25 protein-coding genes and 1 tRNA gene are annotated in these 22,151 nt (G+C 68.0%); 8 read left to right on the top strand and 18 right to left on the bottom strand.

The annotated features are described in order from the left end of the window. Together AC30CM_RS12240 and dcd are read right to left on the bottom strand one after the other, a co-directional pair. The coding region (locus AC30CM_RS12240) for a DUF7159 family protein (RefSeq protein ID WP_490117138.1) at positions 1 to 1,102 on the bottom strand (1,102 nt) is incomplete at its 3' end. A 200-nt stretch (positions 1,103 to 1,302) separates the two neighbouring features. After that, complete coding sequence (gene dcd, locus AC30CM_RS12235) at positions 1,303 to 1,872, bottom strand: dCTP deaminase (RefSeq protein ID WP_490117137.1); 570 nt, start codon at positions 1,870 to 1,872, stop codon at positions 1,303 to 1,305. A gap of 114 nt (positions 1,873 to 1,986) precedes the next feature. Between dcd and AC30CM_RS12230 the strand changes: the two genes are divergently transcribed. From AC30CM_RS12230 to AC30CM_RS12220, 3 genes are all read left to right on the top strand, one after another. Further along, positions 1,987 to 2,060 (top strand) — tRNA-Gly (locus tag AC30CM_RS12230). Positions 2,061 to 2,237: 177 nt separating this feature from the next. Further along, on the top strand, positions 2,238 to 2,534 hold the full coding sequence (locus AC30CM_RS12225) for a hypothetical protein (RefSeq protein ID WP_490117136.1): 297 nt from the start codon (positions 2,238 to 2,240) through the stop codon (positions 2,532 to 2,534). A gap of 12 nt (positions 2,535 to 2,546) precedes the next feature. Then, positions 2,547 to 3,626, top strand: coding sequence for an LPO_1073/Vpar_1526 family protein (locus tag AC30CM_RS12220; protein ID WP_490117145.1), 1,080 nt, complete (start codon positions 2,547 to 2,549; stop codon positions 3,624 to 3,626). On the opposite strand, the gene AC30CM_RS12215 is transcribed toward AC30CM_RS12220, so the two are convergent. Together AC30CM_RS12215 and AC30CM_RS12210 are read right to left on the bottom strand one after the other, a co-directional pair. Next, positions 3,623 to 4,804 carry a tyrosine-type recombinase/integrase gene (locus AC30CM_RS12215; RefSeq protein ID WP_490117135.1) on the bottom strand — a complete coding sequence of 394 codons (1,182 nt, stop codon included), beginning with the start codon at positions 4,802 to 4,804 and terminating at the stop codon, positions 3,623 to 3,625. The genes AC30CM_RS12220 and AC30CM_RS12215 overlap by 4 nt on opposite strands. 298 nt (positions 4,805 to 5,102) lie before the next feature. Further along, a complete protein-coding gene (locus AC30CM_RS12210; RefSeq protein ID WP_490117134.1) occupies positions 5,103 to 5,693 on the bottom strand; it encodes a TetR/AcrR family transcriptional regulator in 591 nt (196 codons plus the stop codon). Positions 5,694 to 5,777: 84 nt separating this feature from the next. Here AC30CM_RS12210 and AC30CM_RS12205 point away from each other — a divergent pair, with 84 nt between their 5' ends. Together AC30CM_RS12205 and AC30CM_RS12200 are read left to right on the top strand one after the other, a co-directional pair. Continuing rightward, positions 5,778 to 6,569 (top strand): SDR family NAD(P)-dependent oxidoreductase, encoded by a 792-nt coding sequence (locus tag AC30CM_RS12205; protein ID WP_490117133.1) that lies wholly within the window; start codon positions 5,778 to 5,780, stop codon positions 6,567 to 6,569. After that, on the top strand, positions 6,566 to 6,982 hold the full coding sequence (locus AC30CM_RS12200) for an NIPSNAP family protein (protein WP_490117132.1): 417 nt from the start codon (positions 6,566 to 6,568) through the stop codon (positions 6,980 to 6,982). The genes AC30CM_RS12205 and AC30CM_RS12200 overlap by 4 nt, the downstream gene beginning before the upstream one ends. On the opposite strand, the gene AC30CM_RS12195 is transcribed toward AC30CM_RS12200, so the two are convergent. After that, the gene (locus tag AC30CM_RS12195; RefSeq protein WP_490117131.1) at positions 6,979 to 7,782 is read right to left on the bottom strand and encodes a phosphotransferase; all 804 of its coding nucleotides are present in this window, start codon (positions 7,780 to 7,782) and stop codon (positions 6,979 to 6,981) included. The genes AC30CM_RS12200 and AC30CM_RS12195 overlap by 4 nt on opposite strands. A 195-nt stretch (positions 7,783 to 7,977) precedes the next feature. Here AC30CM_RS12195 and AC30CM_RS12190 point away from each other — a divergent pair, with 195 nt between their 5' ends. Continuing rightward, entirely contained in the window at positions 7,978 to 8,631 is a 654-nt protein-coding gene (locus AC30CM_RS12190; protein ID WP_490117130.1) for a DJ-1/PfpI family protein, read from the top strand. A 2-nt stretch (positions 8,632 to 8,633) separates the two neighbouring features. After that, a complete protein-coding gene (locus tag AC30CM_RS12185) occupies positions 8,634 to 8,957 on the top strand; it encodes a hypothetical protein (protein ID WP_490117129.1) in 324 nt (107 codons plus the stop codon). A 20-nt stretch (positions 8,958 to 8,977) separates the two neighbouring features. On the opposite strand, the gene AC30CM_RS12180 is transcribed toward AC30CM_RS12185, so the two are convergent. The 10 genes from AC30CM_RS12180 to AC30CM_RS12135 form a co-directional block, all read right to left on the bottom strand. Then, the gene (locus AC30CM_RS12180; protein ID WP_490117128.1) at positions 8,978 to 9,943 is read right to left on the bottom strand and encodes a GlxA family transcriptional regulator; all 966 of its coding nucleotides are present in this window, start codon (positions 9,941 to 9,943) and stop codon (positions 8,978 to 8,980) included. Between the two features lie 87 nt (positions 9,944 to 10,030). Further along, positions 10,031 to 10,900: a glycoside hydrolase family 16 protein gene (locus AC30CM_RS12175; protein WP_490117144.1), complete on the bottom strand. Its 870-nt coding sequence runs from the start codon at positions 10,898 to 10,900 to the stop codon at positions 10,031 to 10,033. Between the two features lie 92 nt (positions 10,901 to 10,992). Then, positions 10,993 to 11,451, bottom strand: a complete 459-nt coding sequence (locus tag AC30CM_RS12170) for a MaoC/PaaZ C-terminal domain-containing protein (RefSeq protein WP_490117127.1) — start codon at positions 11,449 to 11,451, stop codon at positions 10,993 to 10,995. Between the two features lie 115 nt (positions 11,452 to 11,566). Then, complete coding sequence (locus AC30CM_RS12165; protein ID WP_490117126.1) at positions 11,567 to 12,583, bottom strand: LacI family DNA-binding transcriptional regulator; 1,017 nt, start codon at positions 12,581 to 12,583, stop codon at positions 11,567 to 11,569. A gap of 18 nt (positions 12,584 to 12,601) precedes the next feature. After that, complete coding sequence (locus AC30CM_RS12160; protein WP_490117125.1) at positions 12,602 to 13,375, bottom strand: SDR family NAD(P)-dependent oxidoreductase; 774 nt, start codon at positions 13,373 to 13,375, stop codon at positions 12,602 to 12,604. Beyond that, complete coding sequence (locus tag AC30CM_RS12155; RefSeq protein ID WP_490117124.1) at positions 13,372 to 14,751, bottom strand: MFS transporter; 1,380 nt, start codon at positions 14,749 to 14,751, stop codon at positions 13,372 to 13,374. Before AC30CM_RS12155 ends, AC30CM_RS12160 begins: the two co-directional genes overlap by 4 nt. A gap of 33 nt (positions 14,752 to 14,784) precedes the next feature. Then, complete coding sequence (locus tag AC30CM_RS12150; protein WP_490117123.1) at positions 14,785 to 16,320, bottom strand: acyl CoA:acetate/3-ketoacid CoA transferase; 1,536 nt, start codon at positions 16,318 to 16,320, stop codon at positions 14,785 to 14,787. Next, positions 16,320 to 17,123 carry an enoyl-CoA hydratase/isomerase family protein gene (locus AC30CM_RS12145; protein ID WP_490117122.1) on the bottom strand — a complete coding sequence of 268 codons (804 nt, stop codon included), beginning with the start codon at positions 17,121 to 17,123 and terminating at the stop codon, positions 16,320 to 16,322. Before AC30CM_RS12145 ends, AC30CM_RS12150 begins: the two co-directional genes overlap by 1 nt. A gap of 142 nt (positions 17,124 to 17,265) precedes the next feature. After that, positions 17,266 to 18,090 carry an NmrA family NAD(P)-binding protein gene (locus AC30CM_RS12140; protein ID WP_490117121.1) on the bottom strand — a complete coding sequence of 275 codons (825 nt, stop codon included), beginning with the start codon at positions 18,088 to 18,090 and terminating at the stop codon, positions 17,266 to 17,268. Beyond that, the gene (locus AC30CM_RS12135) at positions 18,087 to 18,491 is read right to left on the bottom strand and encodes a nuclear transport factor 2 family protein (protein ID WP_490117120.1); all 405 of its coding nucleotides are present in this window, start codon (positions 18,489 to 18,491) and stop codon (positions 18,087 to 18,089) included. The genes AC30CM_RS12140 and AC30CM_RS12135 overlap by 4 nt, the downstream gene beginning before the upstream one ends. Positions 18,492 to 18,581: 90 nt before the next feature. On the opposite strand from AC30CM_RS12135, the gene AC30CM_RS12130 reads away from it, so the two are divergent. Beyond that, positions 18,582 to 19,145: a TetR/AcrR family transcriptional regulator gene (locus AC30CM_RS12130; RefSeq protein ID WP_490117119.1), complete on the top strand. Its 564-nt coding sequence runs from the start codon at positions 18,582 to 18,584 to the stop codon at positions 19,143 to 19,145. Between the two features lie 26 nt (positions 19,146 to 19,171). On the opposite strand, the gene AC30CM_RS12125 is transcribed toward AC30CM_RS12130, so the two are convergent. The 3 genes from AC30CM_RS12125 to AC30CM_RS12115 all read right to left on the bottom strand — a co-directional run bounded on the left by AC30CM_RS12125 (position 19,172) and on the right by AC30CM_RS12115 (position 22,131). After that, the gene (locus AC30CM_RS12125) at positions 19,172 to 20,542 is read right to left on the bottom strand and encodes an FAD-binding oxidoreductase (RefSeq protein ID WP_490117118.1); all 1,371 of its coding nucleotides are present in this window, start codon (positions 20,540 to 20,542) and stop codon (positions 19,172 to 19,174) included. 8 nt (positions 20,543 to 20,550) lie between these two features. Then, entirely contained in the window at positions 20,551 to 21,219 is a 669-nt protein-coding gene (locus AC30CM_RS12120; RefSeq protein ID WP_490117117.1) for a VldE C-terminal domain-containing protein, read from the bottom strand. A gap of 135 nt (positions 21,220 to 21,354) precedes the next feature. Then, the gene (locus AC30CM_RS12115; protein ID WP_490117116.1) at positions 21,355 to 22,131 is read right to left on the bottom strand and encodes a hypothetical protein; all 777 of its coding nucleotides are present in this window, start codon (positions 22,129 to 22,131) and stop codon (positions 21,355 to 21,357) included. Between the last annotated feature and the right edge of the window lie 20 nt (positions 22,132 to 22,151).

The raw sequence follows: 22,151 nt of genomic DNA, 5'->3' as shown, positions 1-22,151 counted from the left end.
GCGCGGCGGGCGGGGCGACGGCCTGCGGCGCGGGCGGTGCCGCCGGTGGCGGGGCCAGGCTGGGCGCGATGGCGGCTTGGCCCGGGTCGGGACGCTGGTCGGCGGTGGGCCGGATGCTGACGGCCAGCGAGATCACCAGCGCCACGACGCCGACGACGAAGATCGACGCCAGCGCGCTGCCGACCAGGACGAACGGCTTGCGTCCCTCGTCGGGTCGCGCGTCGGGCGCGGGAGGCAGGTCGTCGTCGAAGGCGTCGAAGCCGGGCTCGTCGACGGCGGAGTAGGCCTCGTAAGCGACGGCACCGGCGGGGGCGACGGCACCGGCGGGGGCCATCTGGGTGGCGGCGCTGGCCAGGCTGTAAGCGCTGCCCGCGGTGGTGCCGTCGGGGTCCAGCGCGTAGGCCAGCCCGGCGGTGGTGGCGTCGAATGCGGGGGCGTTGGCGGCGGCCAGCGCGGCGCCGCGGGCCAGCGCCAGACCGGATTCGTCGGGGGCGTTGACCGGCAGCGACACCAGGTCGGCGAGGTGGGCCTTGACCGCGGCGATGTCGACGCCGGCGCCCACGACGAACATGCCCTGGGGCGGGCGGTCCTGGGTTTCGACGCCGGCGACCATGTCGGCGAGGACGGCCAGGGCGTCGGTGCTGTGCAGGCTGCGGCTGTGCACCTTGACGATGGAGCCGTCGTCGCTGTCGACGACGGACAGCGTGGCGGTGTCGCGGTCGATGAACAGCAGGCCGGTGCGGTCGTAGCCGACGGCGCGGCCTGCGGCCTGGGCGAGGGCGCCCGCGGCGTGCAGTTCGGAGACGAGCATGACGTCGGTGATGCCGCGGGCGGCCAGGCCGTCGCGCAGGGCGGCGGCTTCGGTGCGGTCGCTCCAGGTGACGCCGATGGCCTTGAGTGCGTGGCCCCCCTCGGCAGCGCTCTCCTGCGTTCCGAGCACGGCCGCGACCAGTTGATCGGTGGCGTTCGAAGTTGCCGAACCGCCGCCGTCGGGCACTGCGATGGTGTCGTGGTCGACGATGGCTCCGTCGCCCTTTTCCCCTTCGACCAGCACCATCCGCACCGTCTTAGGTGTCAGCGACACACCAAGTACGATGTCCACCTAAACCTCCAAAATATTTGCCAAGTCGTCAACGCAAGCTAATCGACTCCGTTCAACGCGAGCCGACGACTAGTTGTTTCATCGTCGCTACCAGCGCAGTCGTTACAGTTCGGACGATTAGCTGCGGACGGGCGCCGACGGCTCCCGAACGACCCTACTCGGGTCCCGGCGCGGCGTCGCGGCCGGTTTTGGTCGAGCGCTCAGGGCTTGGCGAAGTTGAGGTACGACCGCGACGGCGTGGGACCGCGCTGACCTTGGTACTTGGAGCCCACCTGGGAGCTGCCGTAGGGGTGCTCGGCAGGGCTGGAGAGGCGCAGCAGGCACAGTTGGCCGATCTTCATGCCGGGCCACAGCGTGATGGGCAGGTTGGCGACGTTGGAGAGTTCCAGCGTGATGTGCCCGCTGAAGCCCGGGTCGATGAAGCCGGCCGTGGAGTGGGTGAGCAGGCCCAGGCGACCGAGTGAGGACTTGCCCTCGAGGCGGCCGGCGAGGTCGTCGGGCAGCGAGCAGCGTTCCAGGGTGGAGCCCAGCACGAACTCGCCGGGGTGCAGCACGAACGGCTCCCCCTCCTTGGGCTCGACCAGGGAGGTGAGGTCGTCTTGCCGCAGGGCGGGGTCGATGTGGGTGTAGCGGGTGTTGTTGAAGACGCGGAAGAGGTTGTCGAGCCGCACGTCGACGCTGGACGGCTGGATCATGCCGTCCTCGAAGGGGTCGATCCCGAGCCGGCCGGCGGCGATCTCGGCGCGGATGTCGCGGTCGGAGAGCAGCACGCCGACGAGCCTAGCGGGGTGGCCGTCGTGGGTCGCGGGTTGGCCGCCCTGGGTCGACGATGAGCGGCGGGCCGCGAAATGCTAGCCTTCCTGATCACCAGCCCTGCTGGTAGCGCCGATGTAGTTCAATGGCAGAACATCAGCTTCCCAAGCTGAATACGCGGGTTCGATTCCCGTCATCGGCTCCACAATCACCGCACGTCAGGGCGGTTTTCAAGCTCCAAACTCTCACCTATTACTTGAGATTTGTCCGTGGCTTGTCCGTGGCCGTGCGAGACGACCCCTCCGAATCCGTTTGCTGACCTCGCGCGGGTTGTCACCCTGCGGCGGTAGCGTTTTCGCCACCGTTAGAAGGGGGTTCATGTATGGCCAAATACCTGGCTTGGTTCGGCTCGACCGTCATTGCGCTCGCGGGGATCGTCATCGGCATACTGCCTATCGGAATCGGTCCACGGTGGGTGTGGCTCACAGTGGGCATTGCGTTCGGACTCGTCGCGGCGCTGACGTTTCTGGCCGTGTGGCGTCCCAACAACCAAACGGTTGGACCCTCCACCGGTAAGAAGGTCAAACAGAACCCGACGATGACCGCAGGCGATAACGCGACTCAAATCGTTAACGAGGGTGGCGGCACTTTCAATATCGAACAGAAGAAGGGCAAGTGAGCCGTGCCCGATATGACGGCAGGCGATGACGCTATCCAGCTGCACACGGACACCGGAACGATCAATTACGGCACGAATATGACAGTTACGGATGTGCTCGAAATCGGTAAGAGCGCAGCTAGAACTGTGATGCTTGAGTCGTGGCCTATTGCCGAGAAAATTATCGACCAACGGATAGAACTGATCCTTAATCGCATTATCGATCGAATGCGCGAAAAAGATGAAGCGTTGCTCAACAGATTCAAAGATCCACGCTTTCTAGCTGCGCTCGTTTCTGTAGAAAAGAGCTTTGCGGAAACTGGCGACGAAGAACTCGGTGAAATCCTTAGCGGGCTTCTGGCAGATTTAGCGTCAAAATCGATTCGGTCCCGACGGGAAATCGTTCTGCGCCAAGCCGTCGAATGCGCTCCGAGACTTACGGCTAAGCACCTCAATGCGCTTAGCGTGGTATTTCGGATTAGCCGGATTCGGTATCCATACGCTTCCACGGTGTCAGAGCTGATCGCTGCAATAGACAACGATCTATCTCCGTACTACGGCGCCGTGCCGAAAGACGCATTTGATTACGAATACATGGGCGCGACCGAAGCGGGAACGTACTTGCGCATGACTCAATCTCCGGTTTCGGAACGGATATATACCGCGCATAGGAACGCACTCTACAAACCGTTTGCCATCAACGATTTCGTCAGCGAGGTAAACAACGGGATCGCTATTGAGGAAGTCCAATCGCGCATGAACGACGTGGTATCAGTGATAAGGCTAGTGCCCGAAGATCCACAGCAAAGGATAAAGCTTGAGCCGGAAGCATCCGACCGTATACTTAGCGTCGACAATGCCGTCATATCAACTCTAAAACCAGGCGAACAAAGCCTGAGAGAATTCCTGCGGGGCAGGTCTCTAACACAAGCGGAATTCGATGCCACTATTCGTGAAGAACAGCCGAACCTAGCTGATTTTCTCGAACATCTGGGATCAACCGGAGCGTTCAATTTTCAGCTTTCACCGGTCGGATTGATGCTGGCTAGGCACGAAATGGTGAGCCGTGCACCGGAAACCGCCGCGCAGCTCGATACGTTGTTCGACGACTAACGTCGCTGACGCATTGGCACGACGTTCGGGCCGGTTGGCGTGGCCAATGCCGCGAGCTTGGCCATAGCCGCGCTCGCGCTGTCATCGGTACGGAACAGGTGCGTGTAGATATCCAGCGTCGTCGTCGTTTTCGAGTGGCCCAAGTTCGCGCTGACCTCGGCCACGTCGATCCCGGCAGCCGCGCACAAACTCGCGTAGGTGTGCCGCAGGCCGTGGAACTTGAAACCGCTGGGCAAAACGTCGCCTCGGTATCCCGCCAGGTGTGCGAGTCGATTCGCCCGTAAAACCGCTGGACGGAACACGGCCTTGTAGAACGTCGGGTGACGCAACGGCTGCGACCAGTCCAACACCAGCCGGTCGGTCGCTTCGGCCACCGAAAGCGCGGCCAACGCCTGCGCCTGGCGGTCTGCCTTAACGGCAGCGGTCTCGGGATCGCGCTCGGCGTCGTCATCGCCAGCGGAACCGGCGTCGTCATCGCCAGCGGAACCGGCGTCGTCACCCCGTGCGGTCGCTGCGCGCTTTCCCGTCGGCTTGACCGGCGTCAGCGTGACGGCACAGAACAGCGGAGCTTGAGCGTCGTCGCCTCGCGGGTGGCTGGTCAGGTAATCGCTCAGTAATTGCGCGGTGTGCGGCATGACCGGCACGCGCCGATTCGATCCCTTGGTTTTCGTCATGTCATAGGTCAACCCGTCGCCGGTATCGATCACCGTGCGACTCACGCGCACGTACGCCTGACCGTTGGGATTCACCGGCCATTCCACGTCACCGACTTGCAGACCGGCCAACTCGGCGGCACGCAGGCCAGTCCACGCGGCCAGATGCACCATGACCGCGCACGGCCACGGCGTTGCATCGATCAGTGCTGCAAACTGATTGGCTGACAGGAACACGTCGGGATCGTCCACGACACCGGGGCGAGAATTCGCCACCGTGCGCTCACTGGGCAGCCTGACGTGGACCGCCGGGTTGTCGAGCAATCGGCCATCGGCCACGGCGTGATCTAGAACGGCCTTCACGACAAAATAGTGATGCCGGATCGTTGAGGCCGACTTGCCCGCTTTCGCCAGCGCACCGACCCACGCGGCAACGTCGGCTCGCGTGATCGTATTGACCGACCGTGCGCCGAACGTCGCGGTGATCGAAAGCTCACGCATTGCGCCTCGCGTCTTGGTCGCCAACAGGTCGCCTACCAGATGCGCGACGGCTACGGCCAATCTGCGGGCGAGACATTAAGACTCATCAACACCGCCACCGGCACGTTCATGTGCGGCGAGCAGTTCGGCATCAGCGTCCATGTGACCCCGTAGCTCGCCGTCCCCGAGGCCTCAAAGCCGCAGCCGCACAACGCTATCGGGCTTGAACTCGTCAAGGGTGTCGAGCGCGGCCATCGCGGCCGAATGATCGTCGGTGTCGAACAGTTGCGTGTACATGCGGGTAGGCCACGCCGATTGCCGATGCGGAAGGCCGCACTTCCCTTCAGGACCCTCTGTCCGCCAGCGGCGCGCGAACGACCGCGTCGAACACCGCCTCCAGCACGTCCGTGAGTTGATCGGCGTCGCCGCCACTCAGTGCGCGGGCGCCCACCACCCGCCGCAACAGCAGCACTCCGCTGATCACCGACAGCACCACGTCGCCGCGCACGTGCCGCCCGGGTTCGGGGAGCTGCGCGGCCAGCCTGCTACCCACGTGGCGCTCGATGGCGTCGACGACGATCTCCGCGCAGCGGGGGTTGGATGCCGAGCGCAGCATGATGAGGAAGGGCGCCAGCTCGTCGCCGTCCGACGCGGAACGGGCCACCAGCGCTGCCGCGGCGTCGCGCGCGAAGGACCCGGACCGTTCGGCGATGAACACCGGTGTCGCGAACGACGCGTCGACCGCCTCGGCGAACAGCTGCTCCTTGGAGCCGAAGTACCTGTTGACCAGCATCGCGGTCACGCCGGCGTCCCCCGCGATCTCGCGGACGCCCACGCCGTCGTACCCCGCACGGGCGAAGCTTCGGACGGCCGACTCCAAGATCGCCTCCCGGGTGGCAGCGGCGTTGCGCGGTCGCGGGGGTCCGGCGGGCATGCCCTCAGGCTAGGGAATGCCGACGGCCAAGTCTACGTTTGTATACACGAACTAAGTATACGAGTGTAGACATGGAGGTCAGCGATGGACATGGGACTCACCGGCAAACGGGCCCTGGTCACCGGCTCGAGCGCAGGCATCGGTCGTGCGATCGTGGAAATGCTTGCGGCAGAGGGCGTCAAGGTCGTCGTCCACGGCCGCGACGCGGACCGGACACACGCCGTGGTCGACGGCATCCGCGCCAACGGAGGCGACGCCACCGCCGCCTTGGGCGACCTCGTGTCGCCCGCCGAGGCCGCAGCGGTTGCCGAGGCCGCCGGCGACGTCGACATCCTGGTCAACAACGCCGGTCACTACGACGGGTTGGGCTGGTCGGCGCTCACCGACGACCACTGGTCGGACATCTACCAAGCCAACGTCGTGACCGGGATTCGCATGATCACCCACGTCGTCCCCGGCATGCGCCGCCGCGGGTGGGGGCGCGTCATCACGATCGGCGGCGGGCTGGCGATCCAGCCGGTACCGCTGCAACCGCACTACAACGCCACGCTCGCCGCCCGACACAACCTCACGGTGTCGCTGGCACGCGATTTGGCCGGCACCGGAGTGACCGCCAACGTCGTTGCGCCAGGAGCGATCCTGACCGACCCCGTCCGCGACATGGTGGTGCGACTCGCCCCGGAGCACGGCTGGGGCACCGACTGGCCCGTCATCGAGGAAGCGGCGGCCGCCGCGTGGTTTCCCAACGACATCGGCCGGTTCGGCCGACCCGACGAGATCGCCGCTGCCGTCACGTTTCTGGCCAGCACGCACGCTGGCTACATCAGCGGCGCCGATCTCCGCGTCGACGGCGGCACCATCCGCTCGGTCTCGTGACCGGTCCATCACCCGACGCTCCCGGACCAGAGGCAACCGCTCCGACGCCGACGAACGACTGCGAGACAACCGAACTGCGCGTCTACACCCTGTCGAGCGCGGCGGCGGTACGCGAATACACCTCGGAGTTCTGGCCCCGGCACGTCGTCAGCTTGAACAAGTACGGCATCACCGTGCACGGCGTCTGGACAGACGCCGACGAGGCGCGCCATCGCGTCATCGCGCTCGTCGGCTACCGGCCCGGTGCCGACCCGGCCGATCTCGCCGCGACCTACCGTGCGAGCGCCGACTTCGTCGACGACCACAGGCGCTTCGACATGTCTCAGGTCGGCCCGCCCGAGGTGACGGTGCTGGCGCCGACACCGTGGTCAGCCGAGCCCTCCAGGTCAGCAACACCGGGGACCGACAGCTAGAAGAGTTCGAGCGCCTCGCAGATCATCCGGTGGCCCTGTTTCTCGAACGGCTCGTCGCCGACCTGGTGCGCCCACACCGCCGTGCCCACGGCGTGGTGAACCGCGTGCATTCGCCAGAGGTCCGGTGACCGTGGGTCCTCGCCGTAACCGGCGAAGAATGCCGCTTCCAGGCGAGCATCACGTCGCCACTGCTGCGCGGCGAGGCGGCCGAAGTCGTCCATCGCGGGGCGCCAGGCGAATCTGCCGAAGTCGATGACCTTGACGACACCGTCGCAGACGAGCCAGTTCCTGGGCTGCCAATCGCCGTGGGTGGGAACGACGGTCACTGGCTGCGGGCGGTGCCGACGCAGGATCGTCTGCAGGCGCGCAGCCTGATCTCCGGGGATGCGATGCGGCTTGGTCAGCCAGTCAAGGGATTTCGCCACGGCAGCGGCGTCCCAATCCGAGTCGACGCGTCGAGCTTGGTCGTGCAGGGTCCGAGACAGTGCACCCGCTTGGCGGTAGGTGTCCGGAGCGAACTCTGCTGCAGATCCCTCGACCAGAGACCCGTCCAGGTATCGGATGATCAGGATGTTCGCCTCACGGTCGTGGCGGAGCAGCCGCGCTGCCCTCCCGGCGCGCTCCAGGACGCCGGTGAAACCCTGATACGCGTCGATCTCCCGTCCGATGTGGCGGTTGCCGGGGCCAGCGGCCTTGACCACCACCCGCCCCTCGCCGCAATCGACGTCGAGGACGACGGTATCCACCAGGTTCCAGCTCATGTCGCGGAGCAGGCGCGCATCCGGGAACCAGCGCGCCACCAACTCGGCCTGCTGCTCGGTCAGTCGGCCCCGATGCCACGCCTGCACGTGGTCACGCTATCGGCACCGGCCGCGCGTTCGCATCCGCCGACCCCACCGTGACCGCCCCCCTTGAAGGAGTCGGTGGCGACATTCCGGCGATGCGTGGCCGCGGAGCCACTGTGCCGCACGTACGAACTCCTCGACGATGAGCCCATGCGTGCTCAGATCGTCCTCTTCGACGGCTTCGACCCACTCGACGTGATCGCCCCATTCGAGGTGCTGGCCTTCGGCAGTGCCGTCCTCGGTGGCGAGCTGATCGTGGAATTGGTGTCCGCCGAAGGTCCGCGCGAGGTCACCAGCGGGACCCTCGGCCTGTCACTGAAGGCCACCGCCCGGCTCGACCCGTCCCGGCCGGGGTTCATCGTGGTGCCCGGCGCCGGGGGCCCGGTGGCGGGCGACCCCGATGAGGTGGACACGATTCCGGTGCTTCTGGCCCGGTTCGGCGAGACGACGGCGATCCCGCTGCTCCGTCAGGCGCTCGACAATCCCGCGGTCACCGTGGCGACGGTGTGTGGCGGATCGTTGGCGTTGGCGATGGCCGGCCTGATCGAAGGTCGACACGCCTACACCCACCACTTGGGTGTCGACGTCTTGGCGGCCACCGGGGCGATTCCCGTCGCGGCCCGCGTGGTCGACGACGGCAACCTGGTCTCGGCCGGCGGGGTGACGTCCGGGCTGGATCTCGCGCTGCACCTGCTGCGGCGCACCTATGGCCCGCGGGTGGCGCTGGCCGTGGAAGACATGTTCGCGTTCGAGAGCCGCGGCACCGTGTGGGCCAACGCCGGCCGCGTGCCCCAGGAGGTCTGACGGTGAGCATCATCGGAGTGTGGGACGTCCGCATCAAGACGCCGGTCGGCTCACTGCACGTCGTCTACCACTTCGACGTCGTCGACGGCAGGTTGACGGGCAGCGCGTCCAGCAAGCAGGAAACGGTGCCCTGCAACGACATCGTGGTTTCCCAAGACGAGGGTGGGCAGCGGGTGACGTGGCGGCAGAAGGTGGGCAAGCCGATGAGGCTGAACCTCGAGTTCGACGTCCTCGTCGACGGCGACCGGCTCAGCGGTCATTCCCGCGCCGGTCGCCTCCCCCGCTCCACCGTCGACGGCAGCCGCCGCGCTCGACCCACCTCCTGAGCCCGTCCGTCGACGGCGAGTCATTCCTCGGAGCTGTTCTCCCGGAACGTGTTTCGGTAGCTTCGTGGAGCGACCCCACTGAGCTTGCGGAACTGGTCGCGAAAGTTGGCCGCAGAGGTGAAACCCACGTGGCGACCGATTCGCTCGACGCCGAGTGAGGTGCGTTCGAGCAATTCCTGGGCGTGGCGGACGCGCACCCCGGTCAGCCATTGCATGGGTGTCTGGCCGGTCTCTGCCTGGAAGCGGCGGTTGAGCGTGCGGACGCTCATCGCGGCGCGGTCGGCGATGTCGGACAGCGTGACGTCGGAGTGCGCATTCTGCTCGATCCACACCAGCACGTCGTCCAGCGCAGTCTTCTCGCCTACGGCGTTGCCGGGCAGCTCATTTCGGATGATGAACTGCGCCTGCCCGCCGCTGCGGTGAAGCGGAGCCACCGCAAGCTTTGCGGCATGGGCCGCCACTGCGGCCCCATGATCCTGCTGCACCATGTGCAGGCAGAGGTCGACTCCGGCCGAGGCTCCCGCGGACGTCAACAGCCGGTCCCCGTCGACGTAGAGGACGTCGGGGTCGAGGTCGACGGCCGGGAAGGTGGCGCGGAACAGGTCCGTCGCCATCCAGTGCGTGGTGGCGCGCTTGCCGTCGAGCAGGCCGGTGGCGGCCACGATGAATGCGCCGGTACAGATCGACGCAATCCTGGCGCCGGCGGAATGGGCGGCCCTGAGCGCCTGGATGATCGAATCGGGAATCTCCGTGAGGAACCGTCCGCGCCCCGGCACGATGATCGTGTCCGCCTCCGCCAAGGCGTCGAGTCCGCGATCGGTCGCGATGCGTAGCGGACCCGCCGACACGATCGGTTCGGTGCCGCACACCTGGACGCGGTATCCGTTCGACCCGCCGGGCAGTAGGACTCGTCCGAAGACCTCGATGGGAATGCTCAGGTCGAAGGCGACGACATCGGGGAAGGCCAAGACCGCAACCGAGTGCACCACGGCATCCTAGCAACGGCAATGGCCAGATTCACGGTCGTCGACGATGGATTGCCAAAGGCGTGACTACGAACGCCACACCGGGAACTACCCCTGGAACACCCGAATCCAGTCGACCAGCATCTCGGCGGGGTAGGTGCCCCCGGCCGGCTCACGCCCACCCGAGCCGCCCACGGCGACGTTGAACACCGGCGCCAGCGTGTACCCCGGGTCGTTGAACGGCCAGTCCTGCAGCGAGTTCGCGGGCACCTCGAAGTACGGTTCCATGCCGGGCGCGTAGTCCTTCCAGAAGTACATCCCGGCCGGGGTCCACGACATCCGCCACGTGTGCCAGTCGCCGTCCACCGGATGCGGGTCGGTCGCGAACGATTCGCCGTCCAGGCGGGCGTGCACCGTGGTGCCCGACGGCCAGTCGCGGTTGCCGTACCACTCCACCAGGTCCACCTCGCCACCACGCACCGGGTCGTCGTTGAGGAGCCAGAACGCCGGCCATGCGCCATCGGTCAGGCAGTTCAGCTTGACCCGCGCTTCCCACGTCGTGCCGATGCCGCCCCGCCACAGCCCCACGATCTTCGCGCCGGCGTACTTCTCCTGGATGGTGGTGCCCGGTCCCCGTGTCGCGCGGATGACGAGGTTGCCGTTGCCGTCCTGGAAGACGTGCTCCTGGTCGGTCACGTACCGACCCATGTTGAACGGCTTGTCCCACTCGTTCGGGTTCTTGATGATCTCGCGGGCCGGCACGATGTGCCAGCGCGACGGATCGGGCGGCGTTCCGGCCGCACCGTTGAACTCGTCGGCGAAGATGAAGGCCGGCTGCACGTCGGCCGTCGGCGGCTTCGGAGCATCGGGCACCGGCGGGCTCACCGGGCCGGCCGGTTCCGCGTTCGCCACCCCGGCGGGCAGCGCCACGGCCGCCACTCCCAGGCCCATCATGAACATCGCGCTGCGGCGATCCATCTCACGCACCGCCATACGATACGGGGACCGGCGAGAATTGCGCACGTTTGCCCGCTGCGTGTGTCCTGGCAGGCGCCGCCGTCGTACCGGTGTCAGTCGGGCGGTGCCTGCAGGAGCAGCGTCTTTCGACCCTCTTGCACCACCTGATCCCGTTGGTTGACCACCCGAACCGCGAACGTCACCAGCCCCTGGTCGGGAACGGTGCGACGGCGTCGCAACTCGGCCACCTCGAACTCGACGTGGATGGTGTCGCCGGGAGCGATCGGCGCGCGGAAGTTCCACTCCGACAGACCCAGGAACGCAATCGCGTTGTGCCCCAACAACCCGCCGCCGAACATGAGCCCGTGCGCGATCGACAGGCCCAGCAGGCCATGGGCGATGACGCCCCCGAACTGCGAAGCCTTGGCGAACTCGTGGTCGACGTGCATCGGCGAGTAGTCCGCCGTGCTACCCGCGAACGTCACGACGTCGGTTTCGGTGATGGTCCGCCCGTGCGTACGGAATTCGAGTCCGACCGCGAGGTCCGACCACGAGATTGGCTCGCGCGTCATGCAGCTCCCTTTCCGAGGACTGACCCCAAGGTAACCGGTTACCCACGTCCTGGCAACAGCCGTCGACACCGCTCGAGCGATGTGGACCGGCTTCGGCGCGCGCAACCGGCGAGGGTCAACGCACCGGGGCTGGACCCGTCGAGTCTCGAAACACGGCGTCGGCGTGGAACACCCGGTCGGCCCGAACCGGCGTCGGCAACAGCAGCTGCTTCATCGAATCCCAGGCGGCACGCCCCAGTTCCTCCTCGTGCATGCGCGCCGTCGTGAGCCGAGGCGTCACCCACCGCGCCAGCGGGGTGTCGTCGAAGCCCGTGACCGAGACGTCCGCGGGAACGTGCACACCGAGTTCGGCGAGGGCGTAGACGACGGCCGCGGCCGTGATGTCGTTGGCGCACACCACCGCAGTGCATCCGCCGTCGACCAACGCCCGCACCTCGGCGGAGACGTTGCCCAGCGGCTCGGGCAGCGGCGCAAGCACGGCGGTGGCGCCCGCCGCCTGGGTCCTGCCCTGCACCACTCCCCAGCGCACCGACATCTGCTGCGAACCGCTCTGCGCCACCACGAAACCGAACGATCGGTGCCCGAGGCGGAGCAGGTCGTCGACGATCTCGGTGGTGGCGTCCACGACGTCGGTGGACACCGACGACATCCTGCCTGCTCCCGAGAAGCGCCGGTTCACCGTCACGATCGGCTTGCCGGTCTCGAGGATCACGCGGGCGCCATCATCGGAAGATCGTGGACTGCACAGGATCAGACCGTCCGAGCGCATGAGCATCTCGGTGGCCAACGACACCTCCAACTCCGGGGAGTTCAGGCTGTCGCCCACGAAGACGTGCACGGAGTCCTGGCTGGATGCGTGGATCAACGACTGCACGATGGACGTGAAGTGTTGGTTGCCGAGGTCGGGCACCAGGACCGCGACGTTGCCGTGCCGACCCGTGGCCAGCGACTTCGCCGCGATGTTCACTTCGTAGCCCAACCGCGCCGCCGCGTCGAGCACGCGGCGCTGGGTGCGATCGGCCACCGTCTTCGGCGCTCCGGCCAGCACCCGCGAGACGGTGGCCACCGACACGCCGGCCTCGGCGGCCACGTCCCTGACGGTGGGCTTCCTCTCGGCCGGCCGGGTGGTCACCATCGAGATCCTAGGTGCTCACGACATGACCCCTCCACCGTTCACGTGCAGCGTCTGCCCATGCAGCAGCGTGGCGGCGGGTGCGGCCAAGAATACGACGGTGGGGGCCACTTCCTCGGGTGCGGCCAAGGCTCCCGTGACCGACCCCCCGGTACGTTCCGCCACCCAGGCCGCGTCGTCGGCCAGGTCCGCGATGAGAGGGGTGACGACCGGTCCCGGGGCAACCGCGTTGACGCGGATCCGAGGGCCGAGTTCCCGCGCGAGCGCGCGGGTCAACCCCACCACGCCCGCCTTGGCCGCCGAGTAGGACACGAATTCGCGAGCACCCTTGAACGCCAGCTGCGACGACACGTTGACGATGGATCCGCGAGCCTCGGGCTGACGAGCGAACCGCTGCGACATCAGCATGGGCCCGGTCAGGTCGGCGTCGATCGTGCGATTCCACTGCTGGCGGGTCATGTCGACGAACCGCACCTGTTCCATCATCCCGGCGTTGTTGACCAGGACGGAACATCGGCCGAACCGCTCGGCGATCTCGTCGAACATCGCGCCCACCGCGTCGGGGTCGGTGATGTCACCCGAGACCGTCGACGTCTCCACGCCGGCACCGGTCATCTCCTCGACGAGGGCGTCCGCGCGGCCGTGATCGTCCAGGTGGTGGACGACCACGGTCGCACCTGCCGCACCCAAGGCCCGGGCGATCGGTGCGCCGAGTCCGCCGGTGGCACCGGTCACCAGCACCACCTCACCGTCGAGCCGGAACGGATCGACCTCACCGGTGCGGGTCGTCATCGGGAGACCGGTTCGGCGACGACGGCCGGCGAGTCCGCGTAGAACTCCCCGCGACGCATCTTGGCGCTCGCGATGACCAACGAGACGACGGTGACGGCACAGCACGCCGCCAACAGGACGGCCACCAGCCACGGCGAACCGTCGGCGGCGATCACCAGAGCGGCGGCGACCAGCGGCGCCGGCCCGCCGATCAACGTGCCGGCCAGTTCACGACACAGCGCCACCCCGGAGAACCGCACGTCGGCCGGGAACAGGCTGACCAGGAAGGCGCCCTGGCCGCCCGCCATCGCACCGAACGACACCGAGTACGTCAGGACCAGCGCCAGCCCGATCATCAGCGGGGTCCGGGTCTCGAACAAGACGAACATGGGGAACGCCATCATCAGGCACCACACGGCGCCGAATGCGATCACCCGTGCCGGGCCGACCCGATCCGCCAGCAGACCGAAGCACGCACAGATCACCGCGCCCACCACCGAGGCGGTCAGCGACGAGGTCAACGCGACGCTTCGTGTCATGGCCAGATCGGCGGTGATGTAGCTGAGCGCGAACGTGGTCGTGATGTAGGACATCGCCTGATGGCCGACCATGACCCCGAAACCCAGGAGCACCCCTCGCCAATGACCACGGATCAGCGCCACCACCGGAACGCGCCGCTCCGCCTTGCGCTCGGCACGCGCCTTCGCCTCGAGGAATTCCGGCGCCTCTTCCACCTTCTTGCGGATGAAGACCGCGACGAACAGGATGACCGCGCTGAACAGGAAGGGAATGCGCCAGCCCCAGGTCAGGAAGACGTCACCGGGTAGCAGTGCCACGACGAGGAACGTCACCACCCCCAGCGCCGAGCCGATCGCCGTGGCGCCGTTGGGAACTGCGGTGCCGAAGGCCCGTCGGCTCGGCCGGACGGTCTCGGAGATGATCGTCATGGTGCCGGCCAACTCGGCCCCCGCACCGGCACCCTGGAGCAACCGCAACAGCACCAGAAGGGCGGGCGCCCACAGCCCGATCTGGTCGTAGGTGGGCAGACAACCCATCAGGAACGTCGACGCACCCATCAGGATCAAGGTGAAGATCAGCGCCGGTTTGCGACCCAGCTTGTCGCCGAAGTTGGCGATCAACATCCCACCGACCGGCCGGGCGAAGAACCCGACGGCGAACGTCGCGAAGGCGGCCAGCGTCGCGGCAGACGGCGACAGGTCCTTGGAGAAGAACAGTGGACCGATGACGAGGGCCGACGCGGCTCCGAAGAGCCCGAAGTCGTACCACTCGACGACCGAGCCGACGGTGCCGGCGACCAGCACACGCCGCTCTTGGACGGGGTTGACGCGCGGTGGCGGGGCGGACGCTGCTTGCGGGATGCGAGGGGTTTCAGGCACGGCGATGGGTCCTGTCTGGTCGGGTGGGGATCGTCAGTACGAGCAGTCGAAGAGCGCTCTGTCCATTTCCTTGGGTTCGTGCGGTACGGCGATCGGAAAGGCGATGAGCGCCAGGACGTCTCGTTCGAGGTCGACACCCGGCGCGATCTCCACGAGCTGCATCCGACCGTGCCGGTCGAGTTCGAAGACCGCACGTTCGGTGACGAAGACGACGTGCTGGCCGCGCTCGACGGCGAGTTGGCCGTTGAAGGAGACTTGTTCGACCTCCGACACGAAACGTCGGGCCCGTCCCTCGACGTCGATCGACAGCGCACCCGCGTCCCCATTCCACGAGGTCTGCAGCCCGCCGGCGGTCAGCGTCCCGCTGAACACGACGGTGCGCGCACCCTGACTGATGTTGACGAAACCGCCGACGCCGACGATGCGTCCTCCGAAGCGGGAGATGTTCACGTCACCCCGCGGCGAGATCTCGGCGAACGACAGGAACGCGATGTCCAGGCCGCCACCGTCGTAGAAGTCGAATTGGTAGGGCTGGTCGACCATCGCATCGAAGTTGACCGCGGCGCCCGCGTCGAGTCCGCTCATCGGGAGTCCGCCGACGAGGCCCTGCTCGTTCGTCAACACCACCTCGTCGAGCATTCCGGATTCTGCTGCCGCCATCGACACCCCGGTGGAGATGCCCGCGCCCAGGTTGCAGACGGCACCGGGGAACAGCTCTTGGGCCGCCCGTCGGGCGATGAGTCCGCGCGGCCCGGCCGCCAGCGGTTCGAGGGTGTCGACCGCCACTCGCACCTGGCCGGCGAAGCCCGGATTGTTCGAGGACGAGTACGTCGTCGGTTGATGCTCGTCGACCACCACCAGGTCGACGAGGAAGTGCGGGATCTTCACCGATTTCGGTGGCAGAGAGTGCTTTTCCACGACCCGCGCCACCTGCACGATCACCGTGCCGCCGTTGTTGTACACGGCCTGCGCCATCGACAGCATCTCGCCGAAGTACGCCTCGCCCTCCATCGACACGTTGCCCAGCGCGTCGGCGGCGGTGCCGCGCAGGAGCGCGACCTGAGCATCGACCGGCTTGTAGTGGATCAGCGGACGGCCGTCGATCTCGATGGCGACCGACGGGGCATCCGCGGCGGGCGCACCCTGCCGGCCACCACCGAGACGGGGGTCGACGTAGGTGCCGACCCCGACGTCGGTGAACAGACCCGGGCGTTTGGCGGCCGACTCGCGCATCAGCTGCGACAGCGAACCCTGCGGCAGGGTGAACAGTTCGATCTCGTGTCGCACGGCGGCTTCCGAGATCCCCGGCGCGTCGACCACGGTGCCGCAGACCACCCGTTTCAGAAGACCGCGGTGCCGCAGCCGATGCATGCCCTTGGTGGACTTGTCCCCGATGCCGACCGGGTGCACCGTGGTGAGGCCGGTCGGGGATCCGTCGGTGAGGAACCGCCGTTCCAGCGCCTCGATCAGGCTCTCCGGAACCGCGTGCCCACCACCCGATCCGCCGATCAGAACCGTGTCGTCGGCCTTGATCGAGCGGACGGCCTCGTCCGCGTCGACGATCCTCATCAGGTGGCTCCTCCTACGGGTAGGTGGTGAGTGAAGCTCGGCATCCGCTTCTCGATGAAGGCCGAGGCTCCTTCACGTGCATCGGGCGAGGCGTATACCGTGGCGATCGCGCGAATCTCGGCGTCCCTGCCGCGTGCGCGCCCGAACGACATACCGGTGTTGACGCAATGCTTGGTGGCGCGGACCGCCAGTTGCGGAAGCTCGGCGAGGCGGCGGGCGATGCGCATCGCCGCGTCCTCACCCGAACGCGCGGGAACGACGCGGGTGACGATTCCCCACGACAGGGCGGTGGCTGCGTCGACGTTCTCGCCAAGCAGCAGCAGGTGTTTGGCACGCGCGGCGCCGATGAGCTGCGGGAGTCGTTGCGTGCCACCGCCGGAGGCGAAGACGCCGATCGTCACCTCGGGCAGGCCGATCACGGCGTCTTCCTCGGCCACTCGGATGTCGGCGGTGAGCGCGAGTTCGAGTCCACCACCGAGCGTGTGGCCGCGAATCACGGCGACCGTGGGTTGCGGAAGGGATTCCAGAGCGTCGTAGGCGGCATGTTCCGCTTGCGAGACCACGGTCCCGGCCTCGACGGACGTCGGGAAACCCGAGATGTCCGACCCGACCGACAGCGACCGCTCGCCGTGCGAGGTCAGCACCACGGCACGGACGTCCGTCCGGCCGGCTACGTCGTTTGCGATCGTGTGCAGGCGAGATCGCATCTGGTCGGTGAGCGCGTTCAATGGCGGGTTGACCAGGCGAATCACGCCCACCGCACCCGACACGTGGAACTCGACGACGCCCGCGCCCACCGTCACGGCGCCAGTAGGTAACCGGTTACATTCATGGTGACGGACGTTACAGGCACACCGCCGGGCATGGCAAGACCACCGTCGGTTCACGACGCCGGATACCGGTGGGCGGCAGCCTTCGCTCGACGGCAGCGACCACCGCGATCAGTTAATTCCCCGGGCTCCAATGCTGCTCACGTGCGAACTCCTCGAACGTCCGCGGCGCCACACCCGTCAACTGCCGCACCTCGTCGGTGACGCGGTCCTCGGCGCCACCGGCGATCGCGGTGTCCATGGCCGCCAGCGCCCGCGCGTAGTCGGCCGGCATGCCGTCGCGAGAGAAGATCTCGGCCAGTCGCGTCTCCGAAACGGCGACGTGCCGGATCGTGCGCCCCGCCGCGCGCGCGAGGATCGCCGCCACCTCGTCGTAGGTCAGCGCCTGCGGACCCGTGAGGATGGCGTCGCGGTTCAGCGGTGCGTCGGCGGTCAGCACCGCGGACCCCACGCGCGCGATGTCGCGGGCGTCGATGAAACCGACGGCACCCGAACCGGTCGCCGACACCAGCTCGCCGCGCTGGCGAATCGACTCCCCCTGCACGTGCCGGCCCGTGAAGTTCTGCATGAACCACGACGGTCGCAGCACCGCCCACTCCGGGAACGTCGCCGCGACCGCCTCGTGCACCCGACCCAGGCCGGCATCCCCCGCCGCCACCGGTGAACCACTTTGCAGCACGGCACGTTTCACGCCCGCAGCCAGCGCCCGCTCCAGGAACGGCCGCATGGCGACCACCGGATCGGGATCACCGGCGGGGGCGATCAGGTACATCCGGTCGATCCCGGCCAGGGCCGGATCCCACGTGGCGGCGTCGTACCAGTCGAACCGCACGGCGCCCCCGCGCGCCGCCGCCGTCACCGGCACCCCGGCCCCTGCCAGACACTCGACGACCGACGAGCCGACCGTGCCCGTCGCACCGACGACCAGCGCGCCCGTCATGCCGCACCCAGCGTGTTCTGCAACACCAGCGGGTTCCAGTAGTCGCGGTAGGTCCGCATCAGGCCGTCCTGCAGCGTCAGGATCACGACGTACGTCATCTCGTACGCCGCCCCGGTCGCCTTCACCACGCCGGCGGCCGTCCATTCGATCACCGCAGTCTCGGGGGCGACGGTCTGGTGCACGGTGAAGTCCATCTGCCGAAAGTCGATGCCCGCGGGCACGGCCCGCAGATAATCGGCGACGGCCGCCTTGCCCGCGACTCGGCTGGGCGCACCGGGCGGGGCGTAGGGCAACTCGAGCACGATGTCGTCGTGCGCGTACGCCAGCCAGCCGTCCACGTCACCGGCGGCGAAGGCACGCGTGGCGGCGATCAGGACGTCGCCGGGAGATGGATCGGTCACGTCGGTTCCTCCTCGAGCTAGGATACGGACCAGCAGTCCGCTTACTGACCAACCATACGGACCGACGGTCCGCTTACGCAAGGGGTGGTGATGGCCGAACGCGCCGACGCGGCCCGCAACCGGCAGGCCGTACTCAAAGCGGCGGGACGACTGTTCGACGACGCCGCCGACCCCGGCACCGTGTCCATGGCCGACGTCGCCCGCGTCGCCGGGGTGGGCAAGGGCACGCTGTTCCGCCGCTTCGGCGACCGGACGACGCTGCTGCGCGCGGTCTACGACACCCGGCTGGCCGATCTGCAGTCGGCCATCGACGCCGGACCGTCACCGCTGGGCCCCGGAACGCCTGTGCACGAACGCATTCCCGCCCTACTGGACGCCCTGGTGGAGTTCAAACTCGACAACCGGCGACTCGCAGCCGCGCTCGAGGCGGCCGACGGCGACGGATCGCTCTACACGTCACCGAGCTACGTGGCGACACACGACCTGCTGACCACGCTGCTGACGGAGGTGGTGGGTCCCGAGGACGCCGCGTTCGTCGCCTACGGGCTACTCGCGGTGACGCGCATCGACCTGGTGGACCACCTGACCACCGAGCTGAGCCGCCGCCAGATCAGGGTGGCACTCGACCGCTACGCAGCAAGGGTTCTACGCTGACCTGCCGGGGGACGGCCGACGACGGGTCAGCGCGGCAGCAAGTGCGGGTTGAGCAGCCCGGCCGGGTCCAGCGCCGCCCGGATGCGCGTCATGACCTCGATGTCGGAGGCGGTGCGCCCCAGCTCGATCCAGGCGGCCTTGGCGCGGCCCACGCCGTGTTCGGCGCTGATGCTGCCCTCGTGCGCCGCGACCAGCCGGAGCACGAAGTCGGTGACCGGATCACGTTGTCCCGGGGGCACGTCGAGCAGGTTGACGTGCACGTTGCCGTCGGCCACGTGGCCGAAGCAGATCGCGCGGACGTGCGGGAACCGAACGGCGAGCCCCGGCACCAGCGCCTCCAGGAACGCCGCGTACTCGCGCAGCGGCGTCGAGACGTCCAGTTTCACCGGCGGCCCGGCCGACGCGGCGGAGATGGCTTCGGTGTGCGTCTCGCGATACTGCCAGAGTCGTTGCGCGGGACCGGGTTCCAGCGTCGCGTCGAGCACCACGTCACCCGCGTTGTGGAACACGGCCAGCAGCTCGTCGGCCGTCGCGCCCTGCCCGGACACCTCCACCAACAGGTAGTACGGGGCGTCGACGGCGAACGGTCTCCGCACGTTCGCATGGCGGCTCACGACGTCGATTCCCGCACCGGACATCAGCTCTGCCGCCTCCAGCGTCAGCCCGCTACGCCGGACGGCGTCGAGCACGCCGAGCGCCGCGTGTACCGACGGCACCGCGACCAGCGCCACCTCGGTGCGGGGCGGCGGCACCACGAGGCGCAGGAGCACGCGGGTGATCACCGCCAGCGTGCCCTCCGATCCGGCCAGCAGGCCGGGCAGGTCGTAGCCGACGTTGTCCTTGGTGAGTTCCTTCCATCGGGTGACGACCGTGCCGTCCGAGAGCACCGCCTCGATGCCGAGCAGCCGGGCTCGGGTGCTGCCGTACTTCACGACCCTGACCCCGCCCGCGTTGGTGGCCACGATGCCGCCCAGGGTCGCCGATTCCCGGGACGCCAGGTCGACGCCGAGATCGAGTCCACGGGCGCGCGCTGCCTCCTGCGCACGGGCGACGGTCACGCCGGCGCCGGCTGCCAGCGTGTGCCCCAGCGGGTCGACGTGTTCGATCCGATCGAGCCGCCGGGTGCTCACCAGGATTTCCCCGTGCATCGGCACCGAGCCACCGACGAGCCCGGTGTTCCCGCCCTGGGGCACCACCGCGACACCGTGGCGACGGCAGACGGCGAGGACTGCCGACACCTGCGCGGTGTCCGCAGGACGCACCACCATCGGGGTGTGCCCACGCCACTGGCCCGTCCAGTCCGTGACGTACCCCGCGGTCACGTCGGGATCGGTCACCACGTGTGCGCTGCCGACGATCTCGGCGATCTCGGCGGCGACGGCCGATGCGTCGGTCACGGCCGACCTCAGCGGTAGTAGACCTCGTCGCCGCTCGGGTATCCCCCGCCGGTGGTGGTGACGTGGACGTGGTCGTAGTGGCCGGCGCCGCCGCCTGACGGGCCGCCGGGCGTGTAATAGACGCCGCGCCAGATGGCGTCCTGCATGCCGAAGCGTTTCGCGTTCTTCAACACGAACGACACGATCTGGTTGCCAAGTGCGATCCCCTGCGGTGACGAGGCGTCGGGGATCATCACGTCGATGGCGAGACCGTTCGGATGCCATGGCAGCGGGTCGGCTCGGACGCCGCCGATGTGGTCGATCTCGGGGAAGGCGGCGCTGATGGCGCGGGCCGCCAGGATGGTCTTGACCTGCAGCCCGCTCTCCGAGGCCACGCCGGCGGGCAGCGGCCGCGGGACCTGCGCGGCCACGCGCCACCGCGATGCCGCCGTCAGCGCGGCGCTCGCCGCGGGCACGGCCGACGGGACGGGTGCGACGAACCCGGCGGACGCGGCCACGACCTCCAGGCAGCACGGCGTCGGCTCGACGGCCTGGGGACGGGCCTGGACCATGGTCGGTGCGGCGGCACTGGCGCCGGTCGTTCCGCCGGTGACGCACAGGACGGTCATGGGGCCCAAGACCGCGGCAGCCAGAACCCCCGAGGTGTGTCGGCTGCTGGCTAATGCGTGTCGCCCCACGATTCGAACCCTACGTGCATCTCGGAGGATTCTCGGCAAATTCCGAGATCTGACCGTTATCCATCGTTACGGAATCGTGATCATAACCCGAGTCATGCCGCGGTGCAATGGTTTGCGCTGGTCAACGCGGCGCGGTCAGGCGTTTGCGAGCATCGGTGGCCGTACCCGGGCCGCGGTGTGCACCCGAGGCACGAGCCAGCGGGTGGCCGTGCCCGCGCCGCGACGCACACGGGCCATCTCGCAGAAGATCGCTGCGACCTGCTCGGGTTCCCCGTGGACGGTGAACGTGCGGCGATCCCACCACATCATCTTGGTCTCGTACCGCGCGTCGGGGTAGGGCGTCGCCGGAATGGCGGCGACGACTCCCCCCGACGAGCGCCACTGCTCCAGGATGTGCGCGGCGGAGGTGGCCATGCAATAACCGAAGTCGAACAGCGCCATGGCGTGAAACCCGCTGCGGGCGATCATCTTCGCGCGGTGCCGCTGCCCATCCGGTTCCCGGGTCAGCCACGCCGTCTTCATCTCGATGACACCGTCGGGAATGCGCTCCGCGATGGCCGCGCGGACGTCCGCCGCGGCGGGCTGGCCGGCCCACTCGACCAGGGCGTGGGACTCCTCCGGGGCGCGCAACGGACCCTTGGCCCGCACACCGCCCACCATGCGGCCGTCGACGTCGGCCAGCGTCCAGAACAGTGCGGTGTCGGCCGCGCAGCGCTCGGGATCCGGATCGACGGCCTCGGCGACGCCGAAGCGGGCGTAGCTCGCCATGGCCCCGCGGTGATACTCGGCGAACAACGCGGGCTCCGAACGCGGCGTCGCCATGGTCATCGAGCATTCGGCGATCGGGTCCCAACACGAGATTCGCGTGAAGTCCTCGATCCTTGGCCCCGCGGCCACGTCCGTGAACGGCATTGGCACACCCCTTCCCCCCG

The organism is Mycobacterium sp. DHQP2018-32-09, assembly GCF_058148405.1.
The sequence above is the reverse complement of the archived record's forward strand: the minus strand, read 5'-3'. Positions and strand labels throughout refer to the sequence as shown.